Origin of the sequence: Luteibacter jiangsuensis, assembly GCF_030812295.1 — a bacterium.
Classification (GTDB): domain Bacteria; phylum Pseudomonadota; class Gammaproteobacteria; order Xanthomonadales; family Rhodanobacteraceae; genus Luteibacter; species Luteibacter jiangsuensis_A.
The window spans coordinates 581,058-593,996 of sequence record NZ_JAUSSK010000001.1; the positions used below are offsets into that span (position 1 = coordinate 581,058).

At 64.6% G+C, this 12,939-nt stretch carries 10 protein-coding genes and 1 pseudogene; 4 read left to right on the forward strand and 7 right to left on the reverse strand.

Translation table 11 applies throughout. The features are described from left to right. Positions 1-2: 2 nt before the first annotated feature. Together J2T07_RS02500 and J2T07_RS02505 are read left to right on the forward strand one after the other, a co-directional pair. Entirely contained in the window at positions 3-1,289 is a 1,287-nt protein-coding gene (locus J2T07_RS02500) for an arsenic transporter (protein ID WP_306846989.1), read from the forward strand. Between the two features lie 32 nt (positions 1,290-1,321). After that, positions 1,322-1,675 (forward strand): ArsR/SmtB family transcription factor, encoded by a 354-nt coding sequence (locus tag J2T07_RS02505; protein ID WP_306846990.1) that lies wholly within the window; start codon positions 1,322-1,324, stop codon positions 1,673-1,675. On the opposite strand, the gene J2T07_RS02510 is transcribed toward J2T07_RS02505, so the two are convergent. Further along, positions 1,672-2,877 (reverse strand): multidrug effflux MFS transporter, encoded by a 1,206-nt coding sequence (locus J2T07_RS02510; protein ID WP_306846991.1) that lies wholly within the window; start codon positions 2,875-2,877, stop codon positions 1,672-1,674. The two genes, J2T07_RS02505 and J2T07_RS02510, sit on opposite strands and share 4 nt — an antisense overlap. Before the next feature lie 140 nt (positions 2,878-3,017). Here J2T07_RS02510 and J2T07_RS02515 point away from each other — a divergent pair, with 140 nt between their 5' ends. Beyond that, positions 3,018-4,772: an MOSC and FAD-binding oxidoreductase domain-containing protein gene (locus J2T07_RS02515; RefSeq protein ID WP_306846992.1), complete on the forward strand. Its 1,755-nt coding sequence runs from the start codon at positions 3,018-3,020 to the stop codon at positions 4,770-4,772. A gap of 4 nt (positions 4,773-4,776) precedes the next feature. Here the strand turns inward: J2T07_RS02515 and J2T07_RS02520 are convergent, their stop codons facing one another. The 6 genes and pseudogenes from J2T07_RS02520 to J2T07_RS02545 all read right to left on the reverse strand — a co-directional run. Further along, complete coding sequence (locus J2T07_RS02520) at positions 4,777-5,661, reverse strand: MBL fold metallo-hydrolase (RefSeq protein ID WP_306846993.1); 885 nt, start codon at positions 5,659-5,661, stop codon at positions 4,777-4,779. A 140-nt stretch (positions 5,662-5,801) separates the two neighbouring features. After that, positions 5,802-6,347 (reverse strand): c-type cytochrome, encoded by a 546-nt coding sequence (locus J2T07_RS02525; RefSeq protein ID WP_306846994.1) that lies wholly within the window; start codon positions 6,345-6,347, stop codon positions 5,802-5,804. Positions 6,348-6,356: 9 nt separating this feature from the next. Continuing rightward, a complete protein-coding gene (locus J2T07_RS02530) occupies positions 6,357-7,163 on the reverse strand; it encodes a copper resistance protein B (protein WP_306846995.1) in 807 nt (268 codons plus the stop codon). Further along, on the reverse strand, positions 7,160-8,974 hold the full coding sequence (locus J2T07_RS02535) for a copper resistance system multicopper oxidase (RefSeq protein WP_306846996.1): 1,815 nt from the start codon (positions 8,972-8,974) through the stop codon (positions 7,160-7,162). Before J2T07_RS02535 ends, J2T07_RS02530 begins: the two co-directional genes overlap by 4 nt. 113 nt (positions 8,975-9,087) lie before the next feature. Continuing rightward, complete coding sequence (locus J2T07_RS02540; RefSeq protein WP_306846997.1) at positions 9,088-9,471, reverse strand: hypothetical protein; 384 nt, start codon at positions 9,469-9,471, stop codon at positions 9,088-9,090. Positions 9,472-9,480: 9 nt separating this feature from the next. Then, a pseudogene (locus J2T07_RS02545) lies at positions 9,481-10,035 on the reverse strand (cation diffusion facilitator family transporter); the annotation flags it as partial. Between the two features lie 701 nt (positions 10,036-10,736). On the opposite strand from J2T07_RS02545, the gene J2T07_RS02550 reads away from it, so the two are divergent. Further along, a complete protein-coding gene (locus J2T07_RS02550) occupies positions 10,737-12,932 on the forward strand; it encodes a polysaccharide biosynthesis tyrosine autokinase (protein WP_306846998.1) in 2,196 nt (731 codons plus the stop codon). The last annotated feature ends 7 nt before the right edge of the window (positions 12,933-12,939 follow it).

Genomic DNA, 12,939 nt, shown 5'->3' on the forward strand with positions numbered 1-12,939 from the left:
GCATGACCCTCGCGCTCATCCTTTTCGCCACCACCCTCGTCTTCGTCATATGGCAGCCCCGTGGCCTCGGCATCGGCTGGAGCGCGCTCGCCGGGGCGACCGTCGCGCTGTGCCTGGGCGTGGTGCACCTCGCTGACATCCCGGTGGTCTGGCATATCGTCTGGAACGCCACCGCGACGTTCATCGCCGTCATCATCATCAGCCTGCTGCTGGACGAAGCCGGCTTCTTCGAATGGGCGGCCCTGCATGTCGCCCGATGGGGAGGCGGCCGAGGCCGTTACCTCTTCGCGCTCATCGTCCTTCTCGGTGCGGCCGTGTCGGCGCTGTTCGCCAATGACGGCGCCGCCCTCATCCTCACGCCTATCGTGATGGCGATGCTCGTGGCGCTGGGCTTCGGTCCGGCAGCGACGCTCGCCTTCGTCATGGCGGCCGGTTTCATCGCGGACATGGCGAGCCTTCCGCTGGTGGTCTCGAACCTGGTCAACATCGTCTCGGCCGACTTCTTCAGGATCGGCTTCAACACCTATGCCGCGATCATGGTCCCCGTGACCGTGGTCGCCGTGGCGGCCACGCTGGGAGCGCTGCTTCTGTATTTCGGCCGCGACATACCGCGCACCTACGACATCGCCTTGCTCAAGGCGCCACAGGAAGCGATCCGCGACCGTGCGACCTTCAAGGTCGGCTGGGGCGTGCTGGCCTTGCTGTTGGTCGGGTTCTTCGGCCTGGAGCCGCTTGGCGTTCCGGTGAGTGCGGTGGCCGCAGCCGGCGCATTCGTCCTGTTCGTCGTGGCCGCCCGCGGTCATCACATCGATACGCGGAAGGTGCTGCATGGGGCGCCCTGGCAGATCGTCCTGTTCTCGCTGGGGATGTACCTGGTCGTATACGGATTGCGCAACGCCGGCCTCACCCAGTACCTCTCTGCCCTGCTCGACCGATTCGCCGAACACGGCGTCTGGGGTGCGGCGCTCGGTACCGGCTTCCTGAGCGCGATCCTGTCCTCGATCATGAACAACATGCCCACGGTGCTCGTGGGTGCCTTGTCCATCGACGGCACCACGGCGACCGGAGCGGTCAAGGAGGCCATGATCTATGCGAACGTCATCGGCAGCGACCTCGGACCCAAGATCACGCCGATCGGCTCGCTGGCCACCCTGCTCTGGCTGCACGTGCTGGCCCGCAAGGGGATGACGATCACCTGGGGTTATTACTGCAAGGTAGGCCTCGTGCTGACGCTGCCGATCCTGCTGGTCACGCTGGCCGCGCTCGCGCTACGGCTGTCCTTGCCGTGACGGACGGCACCGCTTTGTTACACTCGCCTTCCATGAAAACCGCCGACACCATCAAGGTCCTTTCCGCACTTGCCCAGGAATCGCGATTGGCGATTTTCCGCTTGCTCGTGGAACAGGGTCCGGAAGGCCTGCCGGTGGGCATGATCGGCGAACGGCTGGGCCTGCCCAATGCCACGCTGTCGTTTCACCTGAAGGAACTGCTGCACGCCGGGCTCGTCACCAGCCGCCAAAGCGGCCGTTTCATCTATTACGCGCCGGTGATATCCGCGATCGACGAACTGGTCGATTACCTGACCGAGAATTGCTGCGTGGGCAGTGGCGGCACGTGTGCCCCCGCGCCGGCCGCCAAGCGACCAGCCGCCGTCAAACGAGGCACGAAAGCCTAGCCCTCGGCTGTCGCCGCCGCGACCGGCCTATGACGCAAGGTCACTCGCGCGAACGTGAACGAGATCACGGCGCAGGCGGCGATGCCGGCGACCATGGGCAGCGACGTACCGTCGATGAAGCGTCCCAGCAGGGCGATCACCAACGCACCGGTGCCGAACTGCAGGGTTCCCATCAGTGCCGAGGCCGTGCCTGCGATGGCGCCATGTTCTTCCAGCGCGATGACCGCCGAGCTGGGAATGACCAGGCCGAGGAAGCCGTAGCCGACCACCAGCATCGCCATCAGCACGGCAAGGTCGTCCACCCCCACCGCGGTGATGGCGGCCAGCAGGACCATCGTCGCGGCGTAACCGACCACGGCGGTCTTCACCACCCGCTTCAGCCCGTAGCGACTGCCCAGGCGGCCGGTGAACTGCGAGGCACCGATGAACGACACGGCGTTCACCGAGAACGCCAGGCTGTACTGGGTCGGTGTCAGGCCATAGTGGTTGATCAACACGAAGGACGAGTTGGCGAGATACGCGAAGAAACTCGACACGCCGAACGAGCCGATGAAGACGACGCCGAGGAAATGGCGGTCACGCAGGAGCGTGGCATATCCCGCGAGCGCGGATCCGACCGTGCTGTTCAGGCGCAAGTGGGCCGGCCGCGTCTCCTTGAGCACCGTGGCGACCATGACCAGGCCGAGGACGGCCGCGCCGGTGACGACCCAGAACACGCCACGCCAGCTGGCCAACTCGATCACCAGGCTGCCGGTCAGAGGCGCCAGGATCGGCGAGACGCTGAAGATGAGCATCAGCAACGACATCAACCGCGCGGCGTCGTTGCCGGTATGCATGTCGCGCACGATCGCCCGGGGAATGACCATGCCGGCACAGGCGCCCAGGCCCTGGATGAAGCGGCACACGATCAGCGTGTGGATGTCCGGAGCCAGCGCGCAACCGATGCTGCCGAGCGCGAAGATGCACAAGCCCACATAGATCGGCCGCTTGCGGCCGAACATGTCCGACAACGGTCCGTAGACGAGCTGGCCCACGCCCATGGACATGAAGAAGACCATCAGGCTGAGCTGCACGGTGCCGATGTCGGCATGCAGGCTCTTGCCGATCGACGGCAGCGCCGGAAGGTACATGTCGATCGCGAACGGCCCGATGGCCGACAAGAGGCCAAGGACGAGCGCCGCCTTGAAGAAACGGGAAGCCATGGCGAGGGCGAATTCCGGGGATGAATCCAGGAAGTGTACGCGGGAGCTAAACCGGACGCGAACTCAGTTCCAACCTGACTTGTTCCTATTCGACCGAACAGGACTATGCTTCGGCGACCGGTGCATCCAGGAGACAGCCCATGCCCGTGGTGGTTTCCGTCAACGTGGGATTGCCACAGGACATCGAGTGGCAAGGACGGACCGTGCGAACGGCCGTCTTCAAACAGCCGGTCAAGGGGCCGGTGATGGCGAGACGCCTGAACCTGGATGGCGATGGCCAGGGAGATCTCGCGGGCCACGGCGGCGAACACCGCGCGGTCATGGTCTACCAGATTCAGTCGTACCGATACTGGGAGACGTTTCTCGGGCGCAAGCTGAGTGACCACGGTCAGTTCGGCGAGAACCTCACCGTCGACGGACTCGCCGACGACGAGGTCTGGATCGGTGACAGGTACCGCATCGGCGGCGCGTTGCTCGAGGTGACCCAGCCAAGGGTCACTTGCTACCGCGTGGGAATCCGCCTCTCCGAACCACGAATGCCTTCGCTGCTCGTGGCGCATCGGCGTCCCGGGTTCTATTGCAGGGTGATCGAGGAAGGCCTGATAAACGAAGGCGATGCCATCATCCTGGAGACGCGTGGCGATGGCATGAGCGTGGCCGAGGTGGATGCCCTGCTCTACCTGCCGGAACGCTCCGAGGAAAAACTTCGCCATGCCGTGGGCATGCGTGGCCTGAGCGAAGGTTGGCGCGGGTCGTTCGAGGCCTTGTTGAAGGCCGGACCCGAGCGCAACGGAAATGCCGGGCTTGCCGGCGCGCCCGAGGCGCCACCGGCCTGGGAAGGATTCCGCGACATGCGCGTCATTTCCGTGCACGAGGAAAGCCCTCACGTACGATCTTTCGTATTCGGTCCGATGGACGGCGCTCCCCTGCCCGTCCCGCGTGCCGGGCAGTTCCTGGTGCTGAAGATCGATCGTCACGACGATGGCATGACCTTGCTCCGCAGCTACTCCATCTCCGATGCCTCGCATCCGGGCAGCTACCGCATCAGCGTGAAGCGTGCCGAGGGCATGGGGAGCGCTTACCTGCATGATCACGTCGGCGCGGGCTCCATCGTGTCGATCAGCGCGCCGCGCGGTACGTTCGTCCTGCCCGACGACGAACGCCCGCTGGTCCTGTGGGGTGTCGGCATCGGCGTGACGCCGCTGCTCGCGATGCTCCACGACATCGTCAGCCAGCGCAGCCGCTGCCCGCGAAAAATCTACTGGGTATATGGAACACGCGATGGCGGCGAACATCTGTTCGCGCAGGAAACACGCGAACTGCTCGGGCAACTCGATGACGTGACATCGCTGGTGGCCTTCAGCCATCCGCGTCCGGGGGATCGCCTTGGCATGGACTTCGACGTGACCGGCCGCCTGCGTGTCGCGGACCTCGCATCGCTCGGTATCCCAGACGATGCCCGCTTCCTGCTTTGCGGCCCGCCATCCTTCATGCAGGAGGCACGCGATGGCCTGCATGCGCTGGGATACCCAGCCGGCTCGATACGCTCCGAACTCTTCGGGTCGAACGAATCGATGACTCCCGGCGTGGTGAGCACGACCGTCGTTCCGCCACACCCACCGGCCGGCCACGCCGGCACCGGCCCATCGGTATCGTTCGTACGCAGTGGCCTGTCGGTGCGCTGGGACGACCGCTTCCAGAGCTTGCTGGAACTCGCCGAGGCAAGCGACGTGCCCGTGCGCTGGTCGTGCCGTTCCGGTGTTTGCCACAGCTGCGAAAGCGGCCTGATCGGCGGGCGGACCCGCTACTCCCCGGATCCCCTCCAGCCCCCCGCCGACGGCGCGGTACTGATCTGTTGCGCCACGCCGTTGACGGACCTCGAATTGGATCTGTGACGGATCAGCGCATCCCGTCGTAGGCGATGCGGGTGAAAAAATCGGGGTCGATGACGAAGTGTCCGTACTTCGCATCCCAGGCCGCCGTCGGCTTGGCCGCGACGACTTCGTCACGTGACTTCCCGTCCTTCTTCAATGCCGCCACCTTGTCGCGGATACCGGCAAGCATGTCGCGAAAATCCTTTACGTCGGCCTTGTTGCCGACCGGGCCGTGGCCGGGTACGACGACGGTCTTGTCGCCGATCGTCGGAAGGATGCGGTCGAGGACGCGCACCATCCCGTCGATGCCTCCGCCGTTCTCGTTATCGATGAAGGGATAGACACCGTTCCAGAACAAGTCGCCCAGGAAGACGACGTCGGCCGGCTGGATCGTCACGTAGAGGTCGGTGTCGGTATGCGACGGAACGACCTTGATCGCGGTGATGGTCTGGCCATCGACGGTCCAGTGCTTGCTCGACGCCACCACCGTACCCGGCACGGCGGCTTTCGGCAGCGGCTTGAAAGTGAAATCCCAGTCGTCCACGCGCGTGGTCTGCGATACCCGCTTGATCGTTCCCGACGTGGCGGCCACTTGCACGCCCTTGCCCGCGAGCCAGGTATTCCCATCCGTGTGATCCCAGTGGTAGTGCGTGTTCACCAGGTAGCGGACCGGCTGCGACCCCAGGGCATTCAGTGCCGCCTCCACCCGCGGACGCGACACGGCGATACCGGCGTCGATCATGAACTTGCCGTCGCGCCCCGTCACGACACCGATGTTCCCCCCCGATCCCATAAGCACGCTGATGCCATCACGCACGGAAACCGTTTCGATCGGAGCCTTCGCGGCCTCTTCATTGATCTTGATGACCGGACTGACCCGGTCCTCTCCCCAGGCGGATACCGAAAGCACGGCTAACGACGTTCCAAACATGGCACAGCGCGCGAGGCGCACACGGTTGCGATGACCCATGTCCATTCTCCCGTCAGGGCGCCCCGGATGGGCGCTCCCCATCCAACCGCTTTTCGGGCGCCGTTGCTTGTGGGAATGCGCTATTTGGCGTGATCCATGTCCATATCGTCATCGGGCGGCGCCGCGGCCACCATGGCCTTGTACGCCTCCGGCGACAGGCCGGGCAGCTTCTGCAGGAAGGCGACCATGCTCCAGATCGTCATGTCGTCGTGGCTGCCACCCCATGCCGGCATGGCGCTCATCTTGATGCCGTGCTTGATCGTCCAGAACGCCTGCGCCGGATCGATCCTGGCCTGCGTCAGGTTCGGTGGTTGCGGGTAGAGACCCGGGCGGATTTCCGAATCCTTCTGGCCTGGTGTCAGGTGGCATGCGGTGCACATGGCCGCGTACTGGCCGGCACCCTTGAGGACCAACTGCGGATCGGACAAGTCGGGCACCGTGATATCCGAGGCCCGCGCCCGGATCGAACGCTGTCGCAAGGTCTCCAGTGCGGCGTAGACCGGCCGGGAATGCGGTGCGTCGGCACCTATGTCGTAGGCCCCCGAATAGATGAAGGCTACGGTGCCGCAAGCCGCCACGACCGCCACGCCCAGCACGGTGGAAAGAACGAGAGTGATTGGCTTCACGAGGATGTCCTAGAACCATAGCCGGAGGCCGGCGACGACCTGGCGGTCGAAGACGGGTTGACGATCCGCGCGAACATAGTCGGCGGTACGACCGAAGCGATCGACGAAACGGATGCCGATATAGGGCGCGAATTCACGACGGAACTCGTAACGCAGGCGCAGGCTGAACGAGGCATCCGAGACGCCCCTGCCGACGCGGGCCAGCGGGTCGTTCTTGCCATAGGCATTGAGTTCCAGTTCCGGCTGCAGGATGAGCCGCTGGGTCAGGAAGAGATCGTATTCCGTTCGTACACGCGCCGCGGTGCGTCCGTGGGCGCTCGCATACGCGGTCGCTTCCACCTCGAACCAGTACGGCGCCAGACCCTGCACGCCGAACGCCGCCCAGGTGCGGTTCGGTCCCGGGCCGAAATCCTGGCGGCCGCCGAGCTGGGTGCTCCAGTACGGCGCTATCGCATGGTTCCAGAGCGCCTCGACGTCCGCTTCTTCCAGTTTGCCGCCACCGCGGTCGCCTTCCGTGCGGAACCACAGCTTGTCGTCGTCATTGCCGTACCAGCCTTCCGCCTCCCACGCCTGCCCATTGGCATCCCTGCCATGAAACGCCTCGAGCTGGTCGATCAGGATCATGCGGTACGGACCGTTGTCGTTCATGTCCATGCCCTTCATCGCACCATGGCCGACGCCATCGGAATAGTCGGGGCTGCGCGCATCGGCGGGCGCATCGCCACCTTGCATCGGCCCCATCTTCATCTCCTGCGCCCCCGCGGCCGTGGCCATGCCCAGACCGAGGGCCGCGAAGAAAATCGTACGGGGCCTCATGACACCACCACCTCGCGGAACATGCCCGCCTCCATGTGATAGAGCAGATGGCAGTGGTACGCCCAGCGTCCGGGGTTGTCCGCCGTCACGGCATAGGTGATCCGTTGCGCGGGCTGCACATTGATCGTGTGCTTGCGCACCTGGAATTCGCCTTCGGGGGTTTCCAGGTCGCTGAACATGCCATGCAGGTGTATCGGGTGGTTCATCATGGTGTCGTTGACAAGCACGATCCGCACGCGCTCGCCCTTGTTGAAGTGCACCGGCGCGGCATCCGAGAACTTCACGCCATCGAACGACCACATGAAGCGTTCCATGTTGCCGGTGAGGTGCAGTTCGATCTCCCGGCCAGGCTCGCGCGGGTCGGGATTGCCGCCGACCGTGTGCAGGTCAGCGTAGGTGAGCACGCGGCGGCCGTTGTCGCGCAAGCCGATGCCCGGATCGTCGAGGTTGGTGCGTGGCATGTCCACGTGCATGTCCACGCCCGGGCCGTACTCCGTGCGCGCGTGGCGTACTTTCGGCGCGTTCTCCTTCATGTGATCCATGCCTTCCATGGAGGCGTGGTCCATGCCGGCCATCGCGCCGTGATCCATGCCAGCCATGGAGCCATGGTTCATGCCCGACATGCCGTCGTGATCCATGTCCTTCATCGGCTTCGCGGAACCACCCATCGCACCCATCATGTCACCCATACCCAGCCACTGGCGCGGGTCGAGCGGTGGTACCGCCGCCTCCAGCCCCGGCCGCGGCGACAGCGTGCCCCGCGTGTAACCGCTGCGGTCGATCGACTGGGCGAAGATCGTGTACGCGATGTCTTCCCCGGGTTCCACCAACACGTCGTACGTCTCCGCGGTGGAAATGCGGAACTCGTCGATCGGCACCGGCAACACGTCCTGCCCGTCGGCGGAGATCACGGTCATCTTCAAGCCCGGAATGCGAACATCGAAGATCGTCGACGACGAGCCGTTGATGAAGCGCAGGCGGATCTTTTCGCCCGGCTTGAACTGGCCGGTCCAGTTGCCCGATGCCGGTACACCGTTCATGAGATAGGTATACGCCGCACCGGACACGTCGCTCAGGTCGGTCGGATTCATGCGCATGGTGTTCCACATCTTGCGCATCTCCAGCGCCTGACCCCAACCCTTTTCACGCACGTCGCGGAAGAACCGTGAGGCGGTGGGCCGCGCATAGTTGAAGTAGTCACTCTGTTGTTTCAGGCGCAGGAAGATGCGCTCCGGATCCATGTCGGTCCAGTCGCTGAGCATGACCACGTAGTCCCGGTCACTTCGGTAACGGTCCGGTCCGGCCGGCTCGATCACCAGCGGACCGTACAAGCCCGTCTGCTCCTGGAAGCGGCTGTGCGAGTGATACCAGTAGGTACCGGCCTGGCGCACGTCGAACCGGTAGACGAAGGTTTCGCCCGGGCCGATGCCATCGAAGCTGATGCCCGGCACGCCGTCCTGGTCGAACGGCAGCACGATGCCGTGCCAGTGGATCGATGTCGGCGTGCGTAGCCGGTTGGCCACGCGCAACGTCACCGTGGTTCCCTCCTTCCAGCGAAGGATCGGACCCGGAATGCCGCCGTTGACGGTGACGGCGGTGCGCGGCGTGCCGGTGAAGTTCACCGGCGTCTCGGCGATGTCGAGGGAAAAATCGGTGCCGCCAAGCACGGTCGGATGACCGGGGTTGGTCAAGGCCCAGACGGGCGATGGACGCAACAAACCCATGCCGGCGGCGACGCCGCCAACGGCAAGGCCCGCCACGAAACGCCGTCGCGAGGCGTGCACGGGCTCGGAAGAACCGGGGAATGTCATACAGATGCTCCACGAATACGATGCGCGGCCGTCGGCCACGTGGCGCGATCGGCGCATTCGTCATCGCAAGGAACGATGGAATGCCCGGCGCGGGTGAAAGCGTCGGCGGAGGATCAGGCGGCGGGTGGACGCAGCGGTGGCCCGTACCCGGCCTGGGGCGCGGCGCGAACACCGGCAGCGAAGATCGTGACGGTTGTGGCCGGTGTATCGCCGAGCGCGAGCGCGCTGGCAGGAAGCACGCTGGTGCAGGCAGGCGTGCAATGACACGCCTGCCCGGGGCCATGACAGCAGTTGCCATCGTGGTCGTTGCAACCGCCCGCGGCCGACGACGCCGTGTGCGTCGACGCATGCTGCACGTGCATGCGATGCACGCCCGGTCCCGGCGCGGCGTGCACGTCGGCCGACCATGCCGGCGCGACGCTCACCATCGCCCACGCCAGCCAGGTGAACACCCAGAAGGCGCGCCGGCGGCGATAACGATGGAAGAAGGCATGCATACCGACAGCTTATGCCCCTGAAGCGATACCCTCAACTCTGGAGCCGGGTCCAACGCGGTGCACTTCGACGGTCACGTGGACCAGTTCATCATGGATGGCCAGCGCGTGCCGGTAATAGTCGCCGTCGACATCGGCGGTCGTGGTGATTTCGAGAACCACGGCGAACTTGCCCTTGCCGACACGCCATACATGGATGTCGTCGATGACGGCCTCATGGCGATCCTCCGCGATCACCTGGCGGATTTCATCGACGACCGGCGTGTCCATCTCGGCGTCGAGCAAGACCCGGCCGCTATCGCGCAGGAGACTCCACGCCCACACGGTGACCAGGACCGCGCCCAGCAGGCCCATCACCGGGTCCATCCAGCGCGCGCCCCAGATCATGCCGGCGATCAGGGCGACGATGGCGAGGACGGACGTGGCCGCATCCGCCAGCACGTGCAAGTACGCCGAACGCAGGTTCAGGTCGTGGTGGGCATGCCCGTCATGCGCATGCCCGTGATGATGATCGTGGTCATGGTGGTGGTGATGGTGATCGTCGCGCAGCAACCAGGCGCAGACGAGGGGCCACCACGCCACCGGGTGTTGCGGCGCACGATGGGCACGACCCACGACCACGGCCGCTGGCCGGTTCCCACCATGTGTCGCCAGGCAGCTATCGCCGGGAATCCGCTGATTCATGGCTATTTTGTGACACGGCCCGGGGACGTCGCCTGATTCGCCCTTGGGGCGCGGGCATCACGACCCCGGTCTCGGCTCGATCGTGCGACGCAGCAAAACATAACTGAAAGATGAACCAGTCATTAGGTATTTGTGCACGAATCGCCCGACCAATCTAACGATTAACTTACCTTTCCGCCCCTTTAGTGCCATACACGCGTTGGTTACTTGACGCGTGTCGCAAAACTGGCGCCTTTCACTTTGAGGCATCGGCCACCGCGTCTATGCTCGAACCTTCCATCGATCTCCGTCCCCGAGTGGGCGCGGGCGGAATCGGTGCCGGCGAAGGACATCGTGCAAAGGCACGAGTGGCGTCGGCGCGGCATCGTCATCGCCCGCCATCGAATAGACGCTCGCCTCATGACCCGAGTGGCGCATCCACATGATGCGCGATGCGCTTGCGTGCTCGAAAGACGCACGGTTTCGGCTGCGCGAAACACCGGAAAACAAGGCAAAAGTGGCTTCGGCACGCGTTTCGGCCCATTCATACTAGGTGCGCTATAAACGTTTAGCCGTCCATTCATTTTCAGGAAAAACGCTGCCGCATGACGACGAAGATTGATCAGGCCCACGACGACGACACCATCGATCTCAATGCGTTGCTCGGCACGTTGCTTGATCACAAATGGTTGATCGTCGCCATCACCGGGACGTTTTTCGTGGCGGGAGTCCTCTACTCACTGCTCGCCACGCCTATCTACCAGGCGACCGCGATCGTCCAGGTCGAGCAGAAGACGCCCAGCCTTCCCGGCCTCAGCGATCTCACCCAATCACTGGGCACCACCGCGTCGCAAGCCACCACCGAAATCGCCTTGATCACCTCGCGACTGGTCATCGGGCAGGCGGTGAACGACCTGCGCCTGGATATCCAGACGCAACCCCAGCGCATGCCCGTGCTGGGCGATTACCTGTCGCGGGGCTACAAACCCGGCCAACTCGGCCCAGTGCGTTTCGGCCTGAGCCGCTATGGCTGGGGCGGCGAAGTGGTGGACATCTTCAAGCTCGACCTGCCTGACGCCATGGTCGGCAAAAAGTTGGAACTGCGTGCTGGCGACAACCACCGCTTCAGCCTCCTCGACGACGACGGCAAGCGCCTCATCGAGGGCGTCGTCGGACAACTGGTCCGCGCCAACGGCATCACGATGCAGATCAGGCAGCTCACGGCCAACCCGGGAACGCGCTTCGACGTTGTCACGCAGCCGACCCTCACCACCATCAGCCGCTTGCAGACGGACATCGTGGCCCTGGAGCAAGGCACCGACTCGGGCATCATCGGCCTTACCTACAACAACGCCGATCCCGATCTCGCGCAGAAGGTGCTCGACCGCATCACCACCGCCTACGTCCGCCAGAACGTGGAGCGCAATTCCGCCGAGGCCGCGAGCCAGTTGCAGTTCGTCAAGGACCAGCTGCCCAAGGTGCGTCAGGAGCTCGACCGGGCACAGGCGGCGATGAACGCCTTCCAGACCCAGTCGCACTCCGTCGACCTCAGCATGCAGACCAAGGGCCTGCTCGACCAGATCGTCGCGGTGGAAAACAACATTCAGCAGTTGCACCTGCAAGAAGCCGACATCGACCGCCGCTTCACCCATGACCATCCGGCTTACAAGGCCTTGCAGCAACAGATGGGCCAGCTCCAGGCGCAGAAGGAACAGATGCAGAAGCAGGTCGGCGGCCTGCCGGACACGCAGCAACAGTTGCTCAAGCTCAACCGCGACGTGCAGGTGAGCAGCAACACCTACACCAGCCTGCTCAACCAGGCGCAGCAACTCGACATCGCGCGTGCCGGTACCGTGGGCAACGTGCGCATCGTGGATACCTCGGCGGTGGACAAGACCCTACCGGTGCAGCCGCGCAAGGCCCTGGTCGTCATCATCGCCACGTTCCTGGGCGGATTCCTCGCACTCGCCTTCGTCTTCCTCCGGCAGATCCTCAACCGCGGCATCGAAGATCCAGCGGTCATCGAAGACCTCGGCCTTCCGGTGTACGCCTCGGTTCCGCTCAGTTCCGGCCAGACCGCTCGTTCGACGCGTACACGCCACGGTCATGGCCATGGCGGGCGCGGTCCCTTGCTGGCCATCAGCGACCCCGCCGATCTCGCCGTCGAGGCGATCCGCAGCCTGCGCACCAGCCTGCATTTCGCGCGGCTGGAGGCAAAGAACAACATCCTGATGATCACCGGCTCCAGCCCCTTCGCCGGCAAGACCTTCGTCTCGGCGAACCTGGGCGCGGTCATCGCGCAAGCGGGGCAGCGCGTCCTGCTGGTCGACGGCGACATGCGCCGCGGCACCCTGCATCACCTCCTGGGCGTGGAAACCGGGCAAGGCCTGTCGGACATCCTCGTCGGCGGCGCGGAAATCGCCGCGGTGAAGAAGAAGGGGCCGCTGGCCAACATCGATTTCATCAGCCGCGGGCGCGTGCCGCCCAACCCATCCGAACTGCTGATGCACGAGAACTTCACCCAGTTCATCGCCGAGGTCGTACCCGCCTATGACCTGATCATCATCGATACGCCGCCGATCCTGGCGGTCACCGATGCGGCGGTGATCGGCCACCACGCCGGTACCAGCCTGATGGTCGCCCGCTTCGGGCTCAACAAGGCGCGTGAGCTGGCCCTGGCGAAGCAACGCTTCGAACAGAACGGTGTCGCCCTGAGGGGCGCGATCTTCAATGCCGTGGAACACCGGGCCGCCGGTTACTCCACCTACGCCTATTACAAGTACAAGGCCGACCCGGCCTGAACCGTCC